The 20,167-nt window shown below is 46.6% G+C and carries 21 protein-coding genes; 11 read left to right on the top strand and 10 right to left on the bottom strand.

All coding sequences use genetic code 11. The features are described 5' to 3' along the window. Positions 1-39 precede the first annotated feature (39 nt). Entirely contained in the window at positions 40-1,233 is a 1,194-nt protein-coding gene (locus CL55_RS08680; protein ID WP_046330728.1) for an acetylornithine transaminase, read from the top strand. Positions 1,234-1,319: 86 nt separating this feature from the next. Here the strand turns inward: CL55_RS08680 and ispH are convergent, their stop codons facing one another. Continuing rightward, complete coding sequence (gene ispH, locus CL55_RS08685; RefSeq protein ID WP_046330729.1) at positions 1,320-2,285, bottom strand: 4-hydroxy-3-methylbut-2-enyl diphosphate reductase; 966 nt, start codon at positions 2,283-2,285, stop codon at positions 1,320-1,322. A 3-nt stretch (positions 2,286-2,288) separates the two neighbouring features. Next, positions 2,289-2,735: an FKBP-type peptidyl-prolyl cis-trans isomerase gene (locus CL55_RS08690; protein ID WP_046330730.1), complete on the bottom strand. Its 447-nt coding sequence runs from the start codon at positions 2,733-2,735 to the stop codon at positions 2,289-2,291. 30 nt (positions 2,736-2,765) lie between these two features. Here CL55_RS08690 and radC point away from each other — a divergent pair, with 30 nt between their 5' ends. From radC to rpmG, 3 genes are all read left to right on the top strand, one after another. After that, positions 2,766-3,461, top strand: coding sequence for a RadC family protein (gene radC / locus CL55_RS08695; RefSeq protein ID WP_335337478.1), 696 nt, complete (start codon positions 2,766-2,768; stop codon positions 3,459-3,461). Positions 3,462-3,605: 144 nt separating this feature from the next. Beyond that, entirely contained in the window at positions 3,606-3,839 is a 234-nt protein-coding gene (rpmB, locus tag CL55_RS08700) for a 50S ribosomal protein L28 (RefSeq protein WP_011903570.1), read from the top strand. Between the two features lie 11 nt (positions 3,840-3,850). Continuing rightward, positions 3,851-4,018 carry a 50S ribosomal protein L33 gene (rpmG, locus tag CL55_RS08705; protein WP_015421876.1) on the top strand — a complete coding sequence of 56 codons (168 nt, stop codon included), beginning with the start codon at positions 3,851-3,853 and terminating at the stop codon, positions 4,016-4,018. A 76-nt stretch (positions 4,019-4,094) separates the two neighbouring features. On the opposite strand, the gene CL55_RS08710 is transcribed toward rpmG, so the two are convergent. The 3 genes from CL55_RS08710 to purN are packed head-to-tail and all read right to left on the bottom strand — an operon-like array spanning position 4,095 to position 7,532. Beyond that, complete coding sequence (locus CL55_RS08710; RefSeq protein WP_046330731.1) at positions 4,095-5,288, bottom strand: DesA family fatty acid desaturase; 1,194 nt, start codon at positions 5,286-5,288, stop codon at positions 4,095-4,097. A 28-nt stretch (positions 5,289-5,316) separates the two neighbouring features. After that, a complete protein-coding gene (locus tag CL55_RS08715) occupies positions 5,317-6,906 on the bottom strand; it encodes an RsmB/NOP family class I SAM-dependent RNA methyltransferase (RefSeq protein WP_046330732.1) in 1,590 nt (529 codons plus the stop codon). Next, positions 6,903-7,532 carry a phosphoribosylglycinamide formyltransferase gene (gene purN / locus CL55_RS08720; protein ID WP_046330733.1) on the bottom strand — a complete coding sequence of 210 codons (630 nt, stop codon included), beginning with the start codon at positions 7,530-7,532 and terminating at the stop codon, positions 6,903-6,905. Before purN ends, CL55_RS08715 begins: the two co-directional genes overlap by 4 nt. Before the next feature lie 51 nt (positions 7,533-7,583). Between purN and CL55_RS08725 the strand changes: the two genes are divergently transcribed. Genes CL55_RS08725 through dut form a run of 5 tightly spaced genes read left to right on the top strand, consistent with a single transcriptional unit; the run spans position 7,584 to position 13,603 of the window. After that, entirely contained in the window at positions 7,584-8,534 is a 951-nt protein-coding gene (locus tag CL55_RS08725) for a bifunctional riboflavin kinase/FAD synthetase (protein ID WP_046330734.1), read from the top strand. Next, positions 8,527-11,388: an isoleucine--tRNA ligase gene (gene ileS / locus CL55_RS08730; RefSeq protein ID WP_046331279.1), complete on the top strand. Its 2,862-nt coding sequence runs from the start codon at positions 8,527-8,529 to the stop codon at positions 11,386-11,388. The genes CL55_RS08725 and ileS overlap by 8 nt, the downstream gene beginning before the upstream one ends. 30 nt (positions 11,389-11,418) lie before the next feature. Continuing rightward, positions 11,419-11,913 (top strand): signal peptidase II, encoded by a 495-nt coding sequence (gene lspA / locus CL55_RS08735; protein ID WP_046330735.1) that lies wholly within the window; start codon positions 11,419-11,421, stop codon positions 11,911-11,913. 9 nt (positions 11,914-11,922) lie between these two features. After that, positions 11,923-13,134, top strand: coding sequence for a bifunctional phosphopantothenoylcysteine decarboxylase/phosphopantothenate--cysteine ligase CoaBC (coaBC, locus tag CL55_RS08740; protein ID WP_046330736.1), 1,212 nt, complete (start codon positions 11,923-11,925; stop codon positions 13,132-13,134). A gap of 19 nt (positions 13,135-13,153) precedes the next feature. Continuing rightward, positions 13,154-13,603 carry a dUTP diphosphatase gene (gene dut, locus CL55_RS08745; RefSeq protein WP_046330737.1) on the top strand — a complete coding sequence of 150 codons (450 nt, stop codon included), beginning with the start codon at positions 13,154-13,156 and terminating at the stop codon, positions 13,601-13,603. Positions 13,604-13,661: 58 nt separating this feature from the next. Here the strand turns inward: dut and clpA are convergent, their stop codons facing one another. Both clpA and clpS read right to left on the bottom strand, forming a co-directional pair. Further along, positions 13,662-15,968 (bottom strand): ATP-dependent Clp protease ATP-binding subunit ClpA, encoded by a 2,307-nt coding sequence (gene clpA, locus CL55_RS08750; protein WP_046330738.1) that lies wholly within the window; start codon positions 15,966-15,968, stop codon positions 13,662-13,664. Beyond that, a complete protein-coding gene (gene clpS / locus CL55_RS08755) occupies positions 15,965-16,321 on the bottom strand; it encodes an ATP-dependent Clp protease adapter ClpS (protein ID WP_046331280.1) in 357 nt (118 codons plus the stop codon). The genes clpA and clpS overlap by 4 nt, the downstream gene beginning before the upstream one ends. Positions 16,322-16,597: 276 nt before the next feature. Here clpS and CL55_RS08760 point away from each other — a divergent pair, with 276 nt between their 5' ends. After that, entirely contained in the window at positions 16,598-16,801 is a 204-nt protein-coding gene (locus CL55_RS08760; RefSeq protein WP_011903586.1) for a cold-shock protein, read from the top strand. A 141-nt stretch (positions 16,802-16,942) separates the two neighbouring features. After that, positions 16,943-17,383 (top strand): DUF192 domain-containing protein, encoded by a 441-nt coding sequence (locus tag CL55_RS08765; RefSeq protein WP_046330739.1) that lies wholly within the window; start codon positions 16,943-16,945, stop codon positions 17,381-17,383. Positions 17,384-17,478: 95 nt separating this feature from the next. Here CL55_RS08765 and ppnP read toward each other — a convergent pair whose 3' ends face one another. From ppnP to argF, 3 genes are read right to left on the bottom strand one after another with little or no spacing between them, the layout of a single operon-like run. Continuing rightward, the gene (gene ppnP, locus CL55_RS08770; protein WP_046330740.1) at positions 17,479-17,784 is read right to left on the bottom strand and encodes a pyrimidine/purine nucleoside phosphorylase; all 306 of its coding nucleotides are present in this window, start codon (positions 17,782-17,784) and stop codon (positions 17,479-17,481) included. A gap of 48 nt (positions 17,785-17,832) precedes the next feature. After that, complete coding sequence (locus CL55_RS08775) at positions 17,833-19,059, bottom strand: argininosuccinate synthase (protein ID WP_046330741.1); 1,227 nt, start codon at positions 19,057-19,059, stop codon at positions 17,833-17,835. Between the two features lie 58 nt (positions 19,060-19,117). Continuing rightward, positions 19,118-20,065: an ornithine carbamoyltransferase gene (argF, locus tag CL55_RS08780; RefSeq protein WP_205621270.1), complete on the bottom strand. Its 948-nt coding sequence runs from the start codon at positions 20,063-20,065 to the stop codon at positions 19,118-19,120. Between the last annotated feature and the right edge of the window lie 102 nt (positions 20,066-20,167).

The raw sequence follows: 20,167 nt of genomic DNA on the forward strand, positions 1-20,167 counted from the left end.
GATAATAGAAACCTCATTTGATTTCACTTTGCATACGATATGAATAAGCCAGCCCAATCCGTAGATGCCCACTCAGTGATGTTTATCACCCCGCGACCAGAGTTGACTATGGTTGAAGGCAAAGGCTCCTGGCTGACTGATAACCAGGGCAAGCGTTATTTGGATTTCTTGCAAGGCTGGGCAGTGAACTGTCTCGGTCATAGCAACCCCGGCATGATTGAAGCGCTCAACGCACAAGCTAAGAAACTCATTAATCCGAGTCCTGCGTTTTATAACGAGCCAATGATTCGCCTATCGAATCTTTTGACAGAAAACAGTTGCTTTAACAAAGTATTTTTTGCTAACAGCGGAGCTGAGGCTAATGAAGGCGCCATTAAGTTGGCGCGTAAATGGGGGCAACTGAATAAATCAGGCGCCTTTGAAATCATCACCTTTGACCATAGCTTTCATGGTCGTACATTGGCGACGATGAGCGCATCTGGTAAACCAGGTTGGGACACCATGTTTGCCCCACAAGTTCCTGGTTTTCTTAAAGCGGATTTGAATGATTTAGATTCCGTCAAAAAACTAGTAACTGATAAAACAGTTGCAGTCATGCTTGAGCCGGTACAAGGTGAAGGTGGCGTTATTCCCACCACCAAGGAGTTTATGCAAAGCCTGCGTAAATTTACCCAAGAAAATAATATTCTGCTGATCGTCGATGAAGTTCAAGCTGGCTGTGGTCGCACTGGCACTCTCTTTGCCTATCAGCACTATGGCATCGAACCAGACATCATGACCTTAGGCAAAGGTATTGGTGGTGGCGTGCCATTAGCTGCGCTGATGGCAACTGATGCAGTTGCTTGCTTTGTTCCTGGCGATCAGGGTGGTACCTATAACGGCAATCCACTGATGGTCGCAGTAGGTGTCAGCGTGATCGAGCAATTATTGGCGCCAGGCTTCCTAGAGTCTGTACGCACCAAAGGGGAATTGCTGAGCAAAGAGCTCCTCGCCATCTCCGCAGAATTTAATTTAGATGGCGAGCGCGGTGAAGGACTATTACGCGCCCTGATGTTGAGTAGTGATATCGGCGCGAAGCTAGTTGAATTAGCTCGTGATAGAACTCCAGAAGGCTTATTAATTAATTCACCAAGACCTAATTTGCTACGCTTTATGCCAGCACTCAATGTTTCTGATGATGAAATCCGTCAGATGTGCAATATTTTGAGAGAGTTGCTCAAGCAATTAAGCTAATAAAATACTCAGATGAAATGCAATAAAGGGGCTCTAGGCCCCTTTATCTTTTATTACAGCAATTACCTCAACAAAGGTCTTACTGACTAGCCAACTAAATTCTTTGGCAGTGAGAATATGACATCCTCCACCACGCCCTCTAGATTACGAATGTGACGTGGTCCAAATTCTTGAATCTTTGCCACAATCGAAAGGGCTAGGCTTTCAGGAGCTGATGCACCTGCAGTGAGGCCTACGCGCTTCTTACCAATAAACCATTCGGCCTGAAGCTGCTCAGGTGCATCGACCATGTAGGCCGGTACACCTAGTTTTTCAGCTAATTCACGCAAGCGATTCGAGTTCGAGCTTGCCTTACTTCCGACCACAATAACTACCTCAACTTGAGGGGCCATAAATTTCACAGCATCTTGGCGATTTTGAGTGGCATAGCAAATATCTTGCTTGCGAGGTTGCACGATATTGGGGAATTTTTGAATTAAGGCATCGACAATTTCTTTCGTCTCATCCACGGAGAGTGTCGTTTGCGTAACAAAAGCGATTTTTTCATGCTCAGTAAAAGGCAACTTAGCAATATCTGCCACCTTCTCAATCAGATGAACACCTTCCTTAACCTGACCCATCGTACCTTCGACCTCCGGGTGCCCCGCATGGCCAATCATCAACACCGTAAAGCCATCCTTGCACATCTTAATGACTTCAACGTGCACCTTTGTGACCAAGGGGCAAGTCGCGTCATATACCTGCAAGCCGCGTGCCTCAGCATCTTGACGAACTTCTTGAGAAACACCGTGGGCGCTAAACACCACAATGCCGCCTTTAGGAACTTCATGCAACTCCTCAACAAACACAGCACCCTTATCACGCAGCTCATTCACGACGTAAGCATTGTGAACAATCTCATGACGTACATAAATTGGGGCACCAAAGCGTGTGAGCGCTTCATTCACAATATTGATTGCACGATCAACACCTGCACAAAAGCCTCGGGGCTGCGCCATCAAAATTTCAGCGGTGCTTTCTCCGCCTGCTTGAGTATTAGTTTGTTTGTTCATTGGCTACAAAATCGCAACAATTTGAGCTTCGAAGGTAACAGGCCTTCCAGCAAGTGGGTGATTGAAGTCAAACCAGGCGCCTTCTTCGTTAATCGATTGCAGTACACCAGCGTATTGAGCGCCACCAGGCGCATTAAATTCAATGACATCGCCAGGGTTAAATTGCGCATCATCATCGCGACCCTCTTTAAGTGCATTCAGAGAAACCCACTGAATTAATTCTTCTTTGCGCTCACCAAAGCTTTCTTCTGGTGGCAATAAGGCACTTTTCTTATCACCCACACCCAATCCGATTAATACTTTTTCAAAACAAGGCGCAAATTGTCCAGAACCCATCAACACCGTCGCAGGGCGATCGATAAAAGTATTGATGTAGTCATCCCCACTCGGCAAAGTCAGCCGATAGTTGAGGGTCAGGAAGGAGTTGGGCAAAACCGTAAGCTTAGTCATAAGGTAATTGTATCTAGGCCCGACCGTAGCGTGCACTTGCCGATTACGGATTGGCCAAAAATGGAGCAGCCCCGCGAAAAACTGCGCGCCCTTGGCGCCGCAGCCCTGAGTGATGGTGAGTTACTCGCTATTTTTCTTCGTGTTGGGGTTAAAGGCAAAACTGCCGTAGCCCTGGCCGAGGATCTTCTCCATCATTTCGGCAATTTACCGCGTCTCATGTCCTGCACCCCAGAAGAATTAACCCAGATTCATGGCATGGGCATTTCTAAGTGGTCACAAATCCAGGCGGCCTATGAGCTTGTAAAGCGTAGCCTTGAAGAAACCCTCTCCCAAGACTCTGTCCTTACCTCACCAGGCTACGTCCGAGAGTTCTTGCAGGCCAGATTTGGACGCCTGCCACACGAAGTCTTCTTATGCCTATACCTTGACTCCCGCTTACGCCTGATTGAGTGTCAGGAGCTCTTTAGAGGCTCCCTAAGCCATACCGCCGTTTACCCACGAGAAATCCTTAAGGAGGCTCTTGCCAGAAACGCTAGTGCTCTGATCGTGGCACACAACCATCCCAGCGGAAACCCAAAACCGAGTATTGCTGATCAAGAATTAACCAAGACACTAGCCAAAGCCTTGCAGTTAATCGATATCCCCCTGCTGGATCACTGCATTGTGAGTGATGGCGGTTTTTTCTCATTTTCTGATGAGGGTCTTATGAAAAATGACGATAAATAGAAGTAATTACTAACTTAAAGGTAGTTTTTAAGCAATATTACCGACTATTTCTCCTCATCCCCAAAACTAAAGCCAATTAGGGGTAGATCAAAGTAGCTGGAGGCTGATACAATCTTCTTTTTTCGCAATTAATGGAGTTATGTCATGGCAAAAGTTTGCCAAGTCACTGGGAAGAAGCCGATGGTTGGCAACAATGTATCCCATGCAAACAATAAAACGAAGCGTCGCTTTTTGCCGAATTTGCAAAATCGCCGTTTCTGGGTTGAATCTGAAAACCGCTGGATTAGCTTGCGCTTAACCAATGCTGGTTTGCGCGTGATCGACAAAAACGGCATTGATGCTGTCTTGTCTGATCTCCGTGCACGTGGCGAAATTTAAGGAGCGCACAAATGGCTAAAGGCGGCAGAGAAAAAATTAAATTAGAGTCATCAGCTGGTACTGGTCACTTCTATACAACATCAAAAAATAAGCGTACAAAACCTGAAAAAATGGAGATCATGAAATTCGATCCAACCATTCGCAAGCACGTTGCTTACAAAGAAACCAAGCTGAAGTAAATCATCGATTTGATATTTATTTTTAGCAAATAAGAAACCCGCTATATCAGCGGGTTTTTTATTGTCTTCGATTTCGTTAAGCGTAGCGACGCAATCTCAAAGAGAAGTCACGCAGGCTCGATAAACCACTCTCTTCAGCATGCTGACACCAAACATGCAATTGAGTCAGTAGCTGATCACCTGTGGCGTTAGATCGGCCCCAGATTGCTTGTAAATCACGACGCATCTCAATCATCTTTCGTAGCTGAGCATTCGTTGCCATCAACTCTTCAAGTTTCATTTTTTCTTCTGTAGTTAAACGAGACTCATCTTTGCCCAACCAAGTACGCGCATCTTTTAAGTGAGCTGCGAGTACGTGCATGTGTTGAACTTCGTTGCTAAAGAAGGTGCCCAAGGTCTTACTATAGCGGGCCATGATTTCATAACGATTAGCAATGATGGCTTCGAGTGTGCTTTGATCCGCAGGACGCAAGTCACTCAGCACTGGCTTTGGAGAAGTCTTTTTTACTTTCGCCAAGCCAACAGCACTCATGATCTGAATGTACATCCAGCCAATATCAAACTCATACCACTTACTGGAGAGCTTAGCGCTAGTAGCGAAAGTGTGGTGGTTGTTATGTAACTCTTCGCCACCAATCAAAATACCCCAAGGCAAAATGTTTCTTGAGGCATCTTCGCAATCGTAATTACGGTAACCCCAGAAGTGGCCAATACCGTTAATAACTCCAGCAGCAGTAATAGGGATCCACAACATCTGCACTGCCCACACAGTTAAACCAATTGCACCGAACAAGAGTACGTCGATAATCAACATCAAGGCTACGCCTTGCCATGAATACTTTGCATAGAGGTTATGCTCAAGCCAATCATCGGGTGTGCCATGACCAAACTTATCTAAAGTCTCCTGATTGCGTGATTCGTTTTTATATAACTCAGCACCACGAGAAAGCACAGTATGAATACCCAAAACTTGCGGGCTATGCGGATCATCCACAGTTTCACACTTGGCGTGGTGCTTACGATGAATCGCCGCCCATTCTTTGGTCACCATACCAGTTGTTAGCCAGAGCCAAAACCGGAAAAAATGGGACACGATGGGATGCAATTCCAGAGCGCGGTGCGCTTGGCAGCGATGCAGAAAAATAGTGACCGCAGCAATGGTGATATGGGTTGCAACTAAAGTAAAAACCAGGATTTGCCACCAAGCCCAATTTAAATAGCCATTGGAAAGCCAATTGAGGAATAAATCAAAACCAGAAACTGTGTTCAAAAGGGTATCCCCAGATAGGTCTAAAACCCTATTTTAGTTCTTTATCAGCTTTCTTGCTTTTGACTTTTACCGACTTTTCGTCATCTTTATCGACAGATGCCGCTGAAATAGCCGCTTTCTTCTGAAAAACAGCCCCAAAGAAGCCATCAGTCCCATGAATATGAGGCCATAACTGCCACCACGGGTTGTCAGGACTGCAACCCAAAGGCATTTTATCCTTTGGAAACAATGCCTTAAGAACCTCAGCAGCAGGAACAACCTCAAAATTAGGGTGCTTTATCAGGAAATCTTCTGCAATTTGCTGGTTTTCTTGTGGCAAGAGGCTGCAGGTGGCATAAACCAAGCGGCCGCCTTGCTTAAGTAAACGGCTTGCAGAGGCCAGAATATTCATCTGCTTTTGATTGAGCTCCAAAACACCCTCTGGAGTCTGGCGCCATTTGAGATCCGGATTACGTCGCAATGTGCCCATGCCACTGCAAGGAGCATCCACTAGGACGCGATCAATCTTCCCAGCCAAGCGCTTGATCTTGGAGTCATTCTCACTATCAATCCAGACGGGATGAACGTTAGAGAGGCCGCTACGGGCTTGTCTAGGCTTTAAATTAGCTAAGCGACGCTCAGATGTGTCCAGGGCATACAAACGACCTGTGGATCGCATGATTGCCCCAATTGCTAAAGTCTTACCGCCGGCGCCAGCACAAAAGTCCACCACCATTTCGCCACGCTTAGGCGCAAGTAAGTAAGCCAATAACTGACTACCTTCATCTTGAACCTCAAACATCCCCGTCTTAAAGCTGACAGTATTTTGCAAAGCGGGCTTTCCCATGATTCGAACACCATCAGGCGCGTACGGAGTTGGAATGGCTTGATAGCGACCACCAAGAGCATTCATCTCGACAAGCAATTGCTCGCGAGTCGTCTTCATGGTGTTGGCACGTAAATCCAAAAGGGCTGGATGCATGAGTGACTTAGCTAATGCCTCACGTGATTCTTCACCGGGATATTTTCCAAAGGCATCCCAAAGCCATTCAGGCAAATTATTCTGAACTAAGGGATTAAGTGCCGATGGATCGACCGTGGCAAAACGCTGCAACCATTCGTACTCGCCTATCTTCAATACGTGAGCTAAGTCGGCAATAGCACTCTCAGCACGGTTAGCAGAACCTAAACCACCTTCAGACAAAGCGGACAGCAAACCCAATAGAGCTAAGCGTCTAGCCTGTGAACCCTCGCCGCTGGAAGCAAATTGCGAGAACTCATTCTTGCGACGCAGGATCGCAAAAGCACTCTCTGCAATCAAAGCGCGATCACGGTTACCCAGCTGAGGCTCAGAGCGGAAATAGCGACTTACTACACGGTCAGCTGGTTGCTCGAAATTCAGTAACTCTGGAAGCAGGCGCTCTAAATGAATTGCATGCTGAGGCAAAGCCTTTGCATTAGAAAAGTTTTTTTGGCCTTCTGGTGCAATGATGTTGCCACTCGCATTGCGACGCTCTGGGCGACGCAAGGGATCTTTGGATTTAGCAGCATAACTTTTTTGTGGGCCTAAGCGTGGCCCAGATCTTGATCCAGATTTACTGCCAGCGCTAGCTGCGCGGGATGAACGTTCTTTACTCATAATTTGATTAATTGCGACTCCGGTGGTTGTACCTGAACTTGATTACCAACTATTCGCAATCGTCCATCTAGGAACCATTTTACGGCTCGCGGGTAAATCTGATGCTCAGCAGCCAAAACTCGCGCTGCCAAGCTATCTGCATCATCTCCAGGAAGTACTGGAACCGAGGCTTGGCAGATGATAGGACCCTCATCCACACCCTCGGTAACAAAATGCACGCTGGCGCCATGTTCAGCTACTCCAGCCTCCAAAGCGCGCTCATGGGTATGCAATCCTGGGAAGGCTGGTAGCAAGGCGGGGTGAATATTGATCAGGCGACCCTCGAAATGACGAATAAATCCCGGGGTCAAAATCCTCATAAAACCCGCTAGAACCACTAAATCAGAGCCTAATTCATCGATTTTTGCCATGAGAGCGGCATCAAAAGACTCTCGAGTAGCGTGCTCGCGATGTTCGATGGCAAAGGCCGGAATCCCCTGAGATCGAGCAAAATCAAGGCCCTTGGCGGCAGAGTGGTTAGCAATGACCCCTGCAAAAGTAACCGGCCACTGCTCTTTTTGAGCTGTTTTGACGATAGCCTCGAAATTAGATCCGCGGCCAGAGATTAAGGTGACGATAGATGGCATGCCCACAATATAATTGATGGTTACCCCGAAAGCGACCCTGAAAGTGATTTAGTGAACGTATTCCGTGGCCCTACCCAGTTTTCTGCAGGACCGGCTTGTGCCTTAACCATTGGTAATTTCGATGGCGTGCACAGGGGTCATCGCGCACTGCTCAAAGAGCTGAAGGATGGCGCGCAAGCACGCGGTTTAGTTAGCTGCGTTATGACTTTCGAACCGCACCCTAAAGAATTCTTTTCCCCAGAACAGGCGCCACCACGAATCCTCAACTTGCGTGACAAGCTGGCTGCCTTTGCTGACATTGGCATTGATCGCGTAGTAGTGGAGCATTTCAATAGTGCATTTGCGCGCCTTACTCCCGAAGAATTTGTTTCTGAGATCATTGTCAAGCGACTCAATGCCAAATGGATTTTGATTGGCGATGATTTTTGCTACGGTGCTAAACGTGCGGGCAACTTTGCAAGCCTCAAAGCGGCTGGCGAACAATTTGGGTTTGAAGTTTCTAGCATTCATACCGTGCAAGAAGGTGGCGAAAGAATTTCCAGCTCGGCACTACGCAATGCCTTGGCTATTGGGGACATGGATCAAGCCAGTAAATTACTGGGTCGTCCTTACGGCATCTCCGGTCATGTCATTCACGGGCAAAAGCTAGGTCGTACTTTAGGGTTCCCAACATTGAATCTCGCTGTTGCTAATCACCTGCATCACCGCAAGCCTGCCTGCTCTGGCATCTTTACTGCACAAGTCTTGGGGCTTGGAGATAAGCCACTGCCTGCTGTAGCCAGTCTCGGCGTGAGACCAACGGTAGAAGATGAAGGTCGCGTATTGCTTGAGACTCATATTTTTGATTACAACGCCGATGTCTACGGAAAAATTATTACCGTAGAGCTCTTAGAAAAAATTCGGGATGAGGCGAAGTACTCTGACCTCGATACACTTACCAAAGCGATTGCATCTGATGCAGCGCATGCCAGAAATTATTTCCAGAAAAAATCTTATGTCTGAAAAAGAAAACTCTTATCCCGTTAATCTTCTAGAAACATCGTTTCCGATGCGGGGAGATTTACCGAAACGTGAACCGCAATGGGTTGCACAGTGGCAGAAAAATAAGCTTTACGAAAAGATTCGTGCGGCACATGCTCACCAGCCAAAATTTATTTTGCATGATGGTCCTCCCTATGCAAATGGCGACATTCATATTGGCCATGCAGTAAATAAGATTCTCAAAGACATGATCGTAAAGTCCCGCTGGTTAATGGGCTTTGACTCTGCATATGTTCCTGGCTGGGATTGCCACGGTATGCCGATTGAGATTCAGATTGAAAAAGAATTTGGTAAAAATTTACCGACTGCTGAAGTCCAATCAAAAGCACGTGCCTACGCTAAGGTACAAGTAGATAAGCAGAAAAAAGATTTTGAGCGTTTGGGCGTGCTGGGTGATTGGAATAACCCGTATCTCACGATGAACTTCCGTAATGAGGCCGATGAAATTCGTGCACTCGGCAAGATCTGGGAAAAAGGTTATGTTTTCCGAGGCCTAAAGCCAGTGAACTGGTGTTTCGATTGCGGCTCCGCACTGGCTGAAGCTGAAGTGGAATATCAAGATAAAACTGATCCAACAGTAGATGTGGGATTTGCTTTTGATGATGCGCAACGCCCGCAACTGGCAAAAGCATTTGGACTATCTGAGATCCCAGCTAAGCCTGGAATGATTGTGATTTGGACAACAACACCTTGGACTATTCCATCCAATCAAGCATTAAATGTTCATCCTGAGCTGACTTACGCGCTAGTAGATACAGGTGACAAATTGCTCATTTTGGCAAAAGACCGAGTAGAAACTTGTCTAGAAGATTTTGGTCTTACAGGTAAAGTGATTGCTACTTGTCTGGGTAGCCAGTTAGCCAACATTTCTTTCTGGCATCCGCTGGCTGCATTGCATGAGGGATACAAACGCCTCTCACCAATCTACCCAGCTGAATACGTCACTTTAGATACTGGTACTGGCGTAGTACATTCTGCACCAGCCTATGGCGAAGAAGACTTCAAGTCTTGTAAAGCAAACAACTTGGCTGATAAAGATATCTTGAACCCAGTGATGGGCAATGGTGTCTATGCCTCTTGGCTCCCACTCTTTGCCAATGAATATATTTGGAAAGCCAATCCCAAGATTGTGGAGGCCATGCGTGAAGCAGGAAGCCTCTTGCGAGATCAGACCTATACCCACTCCTACATGCATTGCTGGCGTCATAAGTCGCCGATTATTTATCGTGCGACCTCACAGTGGTTTGCGAGCATGGATAAAAAACCATCTGATGGCAAAGCCAGTCTGCGCGAAGCGGCCTTAGTTGGAATTGAAAATACCGAGTTCTTCCCAGCATGGGGTAAGCAACGTTTGAATAGCATGATTGCTAATCGTCCTGATTGGACTTTGTCTCGTCAACGCCAATGGGGCGTACCCATGGCTTTCTTTGTTCATAAGGAAAGTGGTGAGCCACACCCACGCACAGTGGAGTTGCTTGAAGAAGTCGCTTCGCGCGTTGAAAAAGAAGGTATTGAAGCTTGGCAAAAACTCGAGGTAGCTGAACTACTTGGCGATGAAGCGGCTCAATACGAAAAGAATCGCGACACCTTGGATGTATGGTTTGACTCTGGCACTACGCATTGGCACGTCATTCGTGGCTCGCATCGTGCTGAACTCTATTGCCCTGAAGCTGAAAATGCAGATGGTCGTTTAGCTGACCTCTATTTAGAGGGTTCAGACCAACATCGTGGGTGGTTCCACTCTTCTTTACTTACTGGTGCCATGCTCGATGGCAAGCCGCCATACAAAGCACTGCTGACGCACGGCTTCACGGTTGATGGCCAAGGCCGCAAGATGAGCAAGTCTGTAGGTAACGTGATTGCCCCGCAGCAAGTTGCCGATAAGTTGGGTGCGGAGATTATTCGTCTCTGGGTAGCATCTACCGACTACTCCGGCGAGATGACCATCTCCGATGAAATTCTGAAACGTGTAGTAGAAAGCTATCGCCGTATTCGCAATACATTGCGCTTCTTGTTGGCCAACCTATCTGACTTTGATCCCAGCAAGCATGCGATGCCTGCAAGTGAATGGTTAGAGATTGATCGTTACGCAGTTGCACTTGCCAATCAGTTGCAGCAAGATGTACAAGCGCATTACCAGGCTTATGAGTTCCAGCCCGCTGTAGCGCGCATGCTGACCTTCTGCTCAGAAGATTTGGGCGGCTTTTACTTAGATATTCTGAAAGACCGTCTTTACACGAGCGCTCCGGACTCGAAAGAGCGTCGCGCAGCTCAAAACGCGCTCTTCCATATCACCCGTAATCTACTCAAATGGCTAGCTCCTTTCCTCTCCTTTACCGCTGAGGAAGCCTGGTTGTCATTCCCGCATGGTGCGGATGAAAAAGCCAAAGAGTCTATCTTTATGGAAGATTTCGGCACTTTCCCAGAAATCGCTCACGCTACTGAGCTCCTCGCCAAATGGAATCGTATTCGAGAAATTCGTTCCGAGATCACTAAAGCCATTGAGATTGAACGTGAAGCTGGTAATGTCGGTTCATCTTTGCAAGCGGAACTCACGATCAAAGTGGGCGATGTCGATTTTGCAATTTTGCATTCTCTTGAAGATGACTTGCGCTTTGTCACCATTACTTCTAGCGCCAAACTAGAGCTCAGTAATGCAGGCCTTGAAGTACTCGTGCGCGGTAGTCAATATAAGAAATGTGGTCGTTGCTGGCATCACACTCAAGATGTTGGCTCTAACACTGAGCATCCAGAATTGTGCGATCGTTGCATCAACAATCTTTTTGGAAATGGTGAATCCCGCCTTTTTGCATAAAGAACATAGCAAAAAGATCGCCACCCCATCATGAGTACAAATCTCTCCTTTCTCCGTTATCTAGCGATTGCAATCGTGACGCTCTTACTAGATCAACTGAGTAAATGGTCTGCCTTAAGCAACTTGCAGTTAGGAGTACCTGAACCCGTTTTGCCATTTATGAACTGGTTGTTGCTGTTTAATCCAGGCGCAGCTTTTTCATTTTTAGCGCAAAGCTCTGGATGGCAACGTTGGTTCTTTACAGTTCTCGGCTTAGCAGCGTCAGCCTACATTCTTTGGCTGCTGCGAAAGAGCTTAGGTGACAAGATGCTCTGTTGGGCTCTTAGTCTCATTTTGGGTGGTGCATTAGGTAATGTCCTAGATCGCATCATGTATGGCGCTGTGGTGGACTTCATTGACCTGCATTACGCTAACTGGCATTGGCCAGCATTCAACATTGCGGATAGTGCGATTTGTATCGGCGCAGCCCTCATCATTTGGGGCGAGTTACGCAAGTCATTTGGCAAAAATCCTCAATCCCTTTAAGCTGGCGCCATGCAATCACTTTTAAACAAGAAAATCGTTCTCGGCATCTCCGGTGGCATTGCGGCCTATAAGTCTGCAGAGCTAGCACGCCAGTTAATGCAAGAAGGTGCCAGCGTCCAAGTGGTAATGACAGAAGCTGCACAGCAATTTGTGACGCCCGTCACCATGCAAGCGCTTACTGGCAACCCCGTTTACACGAGCCAATGGGATAGCAGCATTGCTAACAACATGGCACATATTGAACTCTCTAGAGCTGCCGATGCAATTTTGATTGCGCCCGCAAGTGCGGATCTCATGGCTAAACTTTCCCTCGGATTGGCTGATGATTTGCTGAGTACTTTGTGCCTAGCAAGAGATTGCCCGCTCCTGTTGGCTCCCGCCATGAACAAACAAATGTGGGAGCATGCAGCTACACAAAGAAGCGCAGAACGGCTCATTGCAGACAAAGTCACCTTACTCGGCCCTGCAAGTGGATTCCAAGCCTGTGGTGAAGTCGGCTTTGGGCGCATGCTTGAGCCCGTAGAAATTACCGAGCAGCTCATAGCCTTTTTTCAGAAGAAATCACTCCTCGGAAAACGTGTACTGATTACAGCTGGGCCTACTTTTGAGGCGATTGATCCGGTGCGTGGCATCACCAACCGTAGTTCAGGCAAGATGGGCTTCGCCATTGCCCGCGCAGCTGTTGAGGCTGGCGCAGAAGTGCACTTAATAACAGGCCCCTGCGATCTCACTACGCCATTAGCGGCAACTGGAAAAATTACCCGCACTAATGTGGTCAGTGCCAAAGAAATGCATGCAGCCACCATGCAATCTACTGACTGCGATATCTTCTTTGCAGTTGCTGCAGTCGCTGATTGGGGTATTGCCAAGCCAGCTAAAGATAAAATTAAGCGCCAAGTTAGGCAAGCTCCAGATTTAGAATTTGTGGCTAACCTAGACATTCTTGCTGATGTAGCAAAAACGGTCAAAACTAAAGGTGGTAAGTTGCATCCTTACTGCGTTGGCTTTGCAGCAGAGTCTACTGATCTCCAAAAGCATGCTGAAGAAAAGCGCAAGCGTAAAGGCATTCCAATGATCGTCGGTAATATTGGTCCAGATACCTTTGGTAGCGATCTCAACCAATTACTCATCGTTGATGAAAGTGGTAGCAAGAAAATGGCTCAGGCCGAAAAGCTTCAGCTTGCACGTCAGCTGATTCAGTTAGTCGCCAAGAAAATTTAATCTCGCTTTAGGAAATTCTATGCAACAACTTCAAGTCAAAATTCTCGATGAGCGTATGCGCGATCAATTGCCTGCATATGGAACCCCTGGAAGCGCTGGATTAGATCTGCGCGCCTGCATTGATCAAGCAATTGAAATTGCTCCTGGACAAACAGTCCTCGTCCCAACGGGTTTAGCGATTTATGTAGAAGATCCATGTTATGCCGCATTCATCTTGCCGCGCTCTGGTCTTGGACATAAGCATGGGATCGTTCTTGGCAATTTAGTGGGATTAATTGATTCGGATTACCAGGGTCAACTGATGGTGAGCACTTGGAATCGCAGCTCCACAGCATTTAAATTAGAGCCCATGGAGCGCTTAGCGCAATTGGTAGTCATGCCAGTACAACAGGTAGAACTCAAAGTTGTTGAAGAGTTTACTGAGAGTAGTCGTGGGGCTGGTGGGTTTGGCAGTACAGGTCGTAGCTAATTTAGATACTTTAGTCTTATCCAATAAAAAACCACCCGTAGGTGGTTTTTTATTTTCCTTAAATCTCCTCGACCGGAGCTACATCAGCTTTTGGCCGCTTACCCGGAATTGCTGGAGCATCAAACTGAAGCTGAACCTTACCATCAGCGTCAATATCGACATCCACGTGACCACCCTGCGCCAACTTGCCAAATAGTAATTCGTCAGCAAGTGCTTTGCGTACCGTATCTTGAATGATTCGCTGCATTGGTCTTGCGCCCATGAGTGGATCAAAGCCATGTTTAGCCAAATGGGCACGTAATGCCGAACTAAATGTAGCATCCACCTTCTTCTCATGGAGTTGCTCTTCTAACTGCATCAAGAACTTATCCACCACACGCATGATGATGGTCTCATCAAGCGCCTTGAAGGAAACAATCGCATCTAAACGATTACGGAATTCTGGCGTGAAGAACTTCTTGATATCCGCCATCTCATCGCCAGACTCACGTGCATTAGTAAAGCCAATGGTGGACTTCTGCATTGCTTCAGCACCAGCATTCGTTGTCATGATGATGATGACATTACGGAAATCGGTCTTGCGACCGTTGTTGTCCGTGAGGGTGCCATGATCCATGACCTGCAAAAGGATATTGAAAATATCTGGGTGTGCTTTTTCAACCTCATCAAGCAAGAGAACACAATGCGGCTTCTTGTTAACAGCCTCAGTTAGCAAGCCACCTTGATCAAAGCCCACATATCCTGGGGGCGCACCGATTAAACGACTGACCGCATGACGCTCCATATACTCAGACATGTCAAAGCGTAGAAGCTCAATACCTAAGATGTAAGCAAGCTGCTTAGCAACCTCTGTCTTACCTACACCAGTTGGGCCTGAGAATAAGAATGAGCCAATCGGTCTATCGATTTTGCCAAGTCCAGCACGAGTCATCTTGATTGCGCTCGCTAGAGCCTCAATGGCAGGATCTTGACCAAACACCACACTCTTAATATCTCGATCTAGTGTTTGCAGCTTGCTACGATCATCCACCGTTACAGATTGTGGCGGTATGCGAGCGATTTTTGCGACGATCTCTTCAATCTCCGGGCGACCAATAGTTTTCTTCTGCTTAGATTTTGGCAGAATGCGTTGCGCTGCACCAGCCTCATCAATCACATCAATTGCCTTGTCTGGCAAATGACGGTCATTGATATAGCGTGAAGATAATTCAGCGGCAGCAACTAAGGCTGCGGAAGCGTATTTAACTCCGTGGTGCTCCTCAAAACGCGACTTCAAACCACGCAAAATTTGCACAGTCTGATCGACAGTTGGCTCAACCACATCCACTTTCTGGAAGCGGCGTGATAGAGCAGCATCTTTTTCGAAAATGCCTCGGTACTCAGTAAAGGTAGTTGCGCCGATACACTTGAGCTGACCATTTGATAGTGCAGGCTTTAGTAAATTGCTTGCATCCAATGTACCACCCGATGCAGCACCCGCACCAATTAAGGTATGAATCTCATCGATAAATAAAACGCCGTGGGCGCTATCTTTTAAAGACTTAAGAACACTCTTCAAGCGCTGCTCAAAATCTCCGCGGTACTTAGTGCCTGCCAGTAGCGCACCCATATCGAGTGAATAGACAGTGGCATCAGCCAAGATCTCAGGGACATCACCTTTCACAATTCTCCAAGCTAAGCCTTCAGCGATCGCAGTCTTACCCACACCCGCCTCACCCACCAATAGGGGGTTATTTTTACGACGACGGCACAGTACCTGAATGACGCGCTCAACTTCACTATCGCGACCAATCAGCGGATCAATCTTGCCCTGCTTAGCCAGCACATTCAGGTTCTGGGTGTATTGCTCTAAAGGACTCTCTTTGCCGCCAGACGATGCATCCTCGGTCTCTTGGGTAGCCTCAGCAGGCTTCACACTCTCAGCTTGATCTTTGCGTACACCGTGGCTAATAAAGTTCACTACATCCAAACGAGTAACGCCTTGCTGCTGCAAGAAATACACTGCATGCGAATCTTTTTCACCAAAGATAGCTACGAGTACATTTGCCCCGGTAACTTCTTTCTTACCATTTGAGGTAGATTGCACATGCATGATGGCGCGTTGAATCACACGCTGGAAACCCAGGGTTGGTTGAGTATCAACTTCATCGCTACCTGGAACCACAGGCGTATTGTCATTAATAAAATTTTTCAGCTGTGCACGAAGCTCAGCGATATTGACAGCGCAGGCTTTTAAAACCTCCACTGCGGTCGCGTTGTCTAGTAAGGCGGCAAGCAAATGCTCCACCGTAATAAATTCATGTCTTGAAGCTCGCGCATCAACAAACGCCATGTGCAAACTTACTTCTAATTCCTGGGCAATCATGCTTCCTCCATAGTGCACTGTAGTGGGTGACCCGCTTCGCGGGAGAGCTCGATAACTTGATGCACTTTTGTTGCTGCAACATCACGTGTAAATAAACCGCAAATGCCTTTACCAACTAAATGAACCTGCAACATGATCCGTGTAGCTGTCTCATGATCCTTATTAAAATACTCCTGAATGACCATCACCACAAATTCCATTGGCGTGTAATCGTCATTTAATAGTAAAACTTTATACATCGAAGGTGACTTTAATTTCTCAGCCTGCTTTTCGAGAAGAATAGTGTCTTCAATGTGGGGGTTGTTTGGATTGCCAACCGTTGGATTTTTCGTTGTACGACTCATATGAAACATTCTAAACACAGATACAAAAAATAGGATTTCGGAGCTTTGTTGCAAAAAAACCATTAAGAAAGGCCCTTAAACACTATATTGGGGCATTTTTCGATAAAAAAAGGGGGGATTAATAGTAACTATATTTACCCACCCCCTTGACACCCCACCATAAAGGGCAAACAATCAAGGGGTAGGCTTTATTTAAAGTCCTATTTAGGCGTGTTGTAGAGCGAGACTGATTAAAAAGTATTCACCCTCATCACGGTTGTTTTAAGTTTATGTAATGGAGTTCGCATGGCGACCGGAATTGTTAAGTGGTTCAATGATGCAAAAGGTTTTGGCTTTATCAAACCTGATGATGGTGAAGAAGAGTTGTTTGCGCATTTCAGCGCAATCACAATGCCTGGGTTTAAAACACTCAAGGAAAACCAAAAGGTAACGTTTGATATTACCCAAGGTCCTAAGGGCAAACAAGCTACTAATATCCAAGCAGCTTAATCTGCTTTAGATCATTACTAAAACCCAGGACTTGTTCCTGGGTTTTTTTTCGCCTGTATTTTCTTGTCTTACTAGCCCTGCCTTAGAATTACCCTCACACACTTAGGACGCTCCACTCAAAACACCATGCATTTACCCCACATGAAACAATTCATTTTTTCGCTTACGGCGATTGCTGGGATCATTTCAGCGCCCTCGTTTGCACAACAGAATGTCGGCCTGCCTACGGTTGAACTCAAAACTGGGATCTATCGTATTCAGGCAGAGTTAGCTGATACACCTAAAGCGCGTGAGCTTGGACTCATGAATCGCACCAGCATGCCCACCAACTCCGGCATGCTCTTTATCTTTGAGCAAAAAGCAGGGCATTGTTTCTGGATGAACAACACAAAGATTCCGCTATCGATTGCTTTCATTGCCGATGATGGCAAGATTGTGAATATTGAAGAGATGCAAGCGGAGACCACTAATAACCACTGCCCCAAGGCAGCGGTACGTTATGCACTTGAGATGAATAAACAGTGGTTCTCGGAGAGAGTCATCTTGCCTGGCACGGTCATTCAAGGACTGCCTAAAAAATAAAGGGTTGGTAATAGTGCCCATAATAAAAAACGCAGACCGAGGTCTGCGTTTTCTTTAGGGCGAAAAAGAAATCATCGCCTTGCTCGCTGAATTACTTATTCAAAGTGACAAACATAGTGCACTGGAGACTCGGCGCGGATGATGAAATAACCGCCTTTTTCTACCTCCCAGCTTTGACCGGCTTTGAACTCCACCTCTGGGGCGCCGTTAATACTGACAAACGCATTACCGTCAACTACCTCCATGATTTCTTTAGTGCTTAGGTCAAAACGTAAAGTACTGGGCAACACCACGCCAACAGATTTACGAATACCATTTGGCAAGGTAACAGTGTGGGATACACACTTGCCATCAAAAAATATATTGGCTTTTTTGCCTACAGAAACTTGATCAAATTGCATCTTTATTCTTTCTAATCTGAATTACTAGTTTGTTGATTATCTAAATTATTAAGCACGCTTACGTCTTGCAGTTTCAGCAATTCGCATACGTAGCGCATTGAGCTTAATAAATCCACCCGCATCGGCTTGGTTATAAGCACCGCCATCATCATCAAAGGTGGCGATAGTCTGATCAAACAAAGTGTTCGCTGAATCGCGCGAGATCACAGAAACAGATCCCTTGTAGAGCTTCAGACGCACAACACCGTTCACCATTTGTTGCGTGTGATCGATCAATGTTTGTAGAGCCAGGCGTTCTGGCGCCCACCATAGACCGTTGTAGATCAAGCTTGCGTATCTTGGCATCAGGTCATCTTTGAGGTGAGCCACTTCACGGTCTAAAGTAATACTCTCAATTCCGCGGTGTGCTTTTAACAAGATAGTGCCGCCAGGGGTTTCATAGCAGCCACGGCTCTTCATACCTACAAAGCGGTTCTCAACCAAGTCAAGACGACCAATGCCATGCATGCCGCCGATGCGATTGAGTTCAGCTAATAACTCATGTGGCTTATAGGCTTTGCCATTAATTGCCACCGGATCACCGGAACGGAATTCAATTTCAATAATTTCTGGGGCATCTGGAGCTTTCTCAGGAGAGACCGTCCAACGCCACATAGATTCTTCTGCTTCAGCATTCGGGCTTTCGAGATGACGGCCTTCATAACTGATGTGCAATAAGTTGGCATCCATAGAATATGGTGAGCCGCCTTGCTTATGCTTCATCTCTACTGGGATGCCATGCTTTTCTGCATAGGCCATGAGTTTTTCACGAGAAAGCAAATCCCACTCGCGCCATGGTGCAATTACTTTAATTCCTGGCTCAAGGGCGTAATAGCCCAACTCAAAACGAACTTGGTCATTACCCTTACCAGTAGCGCCATGCGATACAGAATCAGCACCAGTTGCACGAGCAATTTCAATTTGACGCTTCGCAATCAATGGACGTGCGATGGAAGTGCCCAGAAGGTACTCGCCCTCGTAAATCGTATTAGCGCGGAACATGGGGAATACAAAGTCGCGCACAAACTCTTCACGCAAGTCGTCGATAAAGATATTTTTTGGCTTGATGCCAAACTGCAATGCCTTGGCACGTGCTGGCTCCAACTCTTCACCCTGACCCAAATCAGCTGTGAAAGTAACGATCTCACATTGATAAGTATCTTGAAGCCATTTGAGAATCACACTAGTATCAAGACCGCCGGAATACGCTAAAACTACTTTTTTAATATCAGACATGATTTTTATTCAATCAAAAAATTAACTAATAAATAACAAAAATAAATTACTCAAACACTTAGTCCAAACGGCCGCAGAGTAAATACTCCATCAAGGCCTTTTGAACATGTAAACGATTTTCAGCCTCTTCCCAAACGATGCTTTGAGGACCATCAATCACCTCTGCTGAAACCTCTTCGCCACGATGCGCTGGTAAACAATGCATAAACAAAGCTTCTGGTTTTGCTAAGGCCATTAGCTCTTCATCGACCATCCAGTCTTTAAAAGCAGACATACGGGAAGTATTTTCATCCTCGTAGCCCATGCTAGTCCATACATCAGTAGTAACTAGGTCGGCACCCTTACAAGCATCTTTTGGATCAGAGCAAATCGTCAGATACTTTAAAGCTTTCGCAGTCAATCTGGAGTCATCCAACTGATAACCGCTAGGGGCAGAAAAGCGAATTTGAAAATCCAAACATTCCGCCGCCTGAATCCAGGTGTAGGCCATATTATTGGCATCACCTACCCAAGCAACCGTTTTGCCCTGAATCGGGCCACGTGCTTCTACAAAAGTAAAAATATCGGCCAATACTTGGCAGGGATGGTATTCATTGGTAAGGCCATTGATCACGGGCACTCGAGAATTAGCAGCAAAGCGCTCAATAATCTCTTGGCCAAAAGTACGGATCATGATGATGTCCGTCATCCTAGAAATCACCTGCGCAGCGTCCTCTACAGGCTCACCACGGCCTAACTGGGTATCTCGGGTGTTCAGGTATACGGCATGGCCACCAAGCTGGTGTATGCCCGCCTCAAAAGAAAGGCGGGTACGAGTTGAATGCTTCTCAAAGATCATCGCTAGCGTGCGGTCGTGCAAGGGGTGCCAAGTCTCGTAACTTTTGAACTTCGTCTTGAGCCAAGCAGAGCGCTTGAGGAGATAGTCATATTCTTCACGCGTCAGGTCAGCAAACTGCAAGTAATGCTTAACCTGGCCGGGCACTTGGGGCTTTGCCAAAGATGTCATTGTTGAGCTTTCTACTAGAGTTTTAGCTTGCATTATTGTTTGGGGCATCGAACTGCACGAAAATAGTTCCTAAAGTTATCTTAGGGCCTTCGCAGACTGTTA

This window comes from Polynucleobacter duraquae, from assembly GCF_000973625.1.
GTDB classification, from domain to species: domain Bacteria; phylum Pseudomonadota; class Gammaproteobacteria; order Burkholderiales; family Burkholderiaceae; genus Polynucleobacter; species Polynucleobacter duraquae.

Bases quoted from the DNA above. Each gene is read 5' to 3' on its own strand.
- CL55_RS08680 (WP_046330728.1), top strand. From the start codon at position 40: ATGAATAAGCCAGCCCAATCCGTAGATGCCCACTCAGTGATGTTTATC.
- ispH (WP_046330729.1), bottom strand. From the start codon at position 2,285: ATGAACAAACAAACTAATACTCAAGCAGGCGGAGAAAGCACCGCTGAA.
- CL55_RS08690 (WP_046330730.1), bottom strand. From the start codon at position 2,735: ATGACTAAGCTTACGGTTTTGCCCAACTCCTTCCTGACCCTCAACTAT.
- rpmB (WP_011903570.1), top strand. From the start codon at position 3,606: ATGGCAAAAGTTTGCCAAGTCACTGGGAAGAAGCCGATGGTTGGCAAC.
- rpmG (WP_015421876.1), top strand. From the start codon at position 3,851: ATGGCTAAAGGCGGCAGAGAAAAAATTAAATTAGAGTCATCAGCTGGT.
- CL55_RS08715 (WP_046330732.1), bottom strand. From the start codon at position 6,906: ATGAGTAAAGAACGTTCATCCCGCGCAGCTAGCGCTGGCAGTAAATCT.
- purN (WP_046330733.1), bottom strand. From the start codon at position 7,532: ATGCCATCTATCGTCACCTTAATCTCTGGCCGCGGATCTAATTTCGAG.
- ileS (WP_046331279.1), top strand. From the start codon at position 8,527: ATGTCTGAAAAAGAAAACTCTTATCCCGTTAATCTTCTAGAAACATCG.
- lspA (WP_046330735.1), top strand. From the start codon at position 11,419: ATGAGTACAAATCTCTCCTTTCTCCGTTATCTAGCGATTGCAATCGTG.
- coaBC (WP_046330736.1), top strand. From the start codon at position 11,923: ATGCAATCACTTTTAAACAAGAAAATCGTTCTCGGCATCTCCGGTGGC.
- dut (WP_046330737.1), top strand. From the start codon at position 13,154: ATGCAACAACTTCAAGTCAAAATTCTCGATGAGCGTATGCGCGATCAA.
- clpA (WP_046330738.1), bottom strand. From the start codon at position 15,968: ATGATTGCCCAGGAATTAGAAGTAAGTTTGCACATGGCGTTTGTTGAT.
- clpS (WP_046331280.1), bottom strand. From the start codon at position 16,321: ATGTTTCATATGAGTCGTACAACGAAAAATCCAACGGTTGGCAATCCA.
- CL55_RS08760 (WP_011903586.1), top strand. From the start codon at position 16,598: ATGGCGACCGGAATTGTTAAGTGGTTCAATGATGCAAAAGGTTTTGGC.
- CL55_RS08765 (WP_046330739.1), top strand. From the start codon at position 16,943: ATGAAACAATTCATTTTTTCGCTTACGGCGATTGCTGGGATCATTTCA.
- ppnP (WP_046330740.1), bottom strand. From the start codon at position 17,784: ATGCAATTTGATCAAGTTTCTGTAGGCAAAAAAGCCAATATATTTTTT.
- CL55_RS08775 (WP_046330741.1), bottom strand. From the start codon at position 19,059: ATGTCTGATATTAAAAAAGTAGTTTTAGCGTATTCCGGCGGTCTTGAT.
- argF (WP_205621270.1), bottom strand. From the start codon at position 20,065: ATGACATCTTTGGCAAAGCCCCAAGTGCCCGGCCAGGTTAAGCATTAC.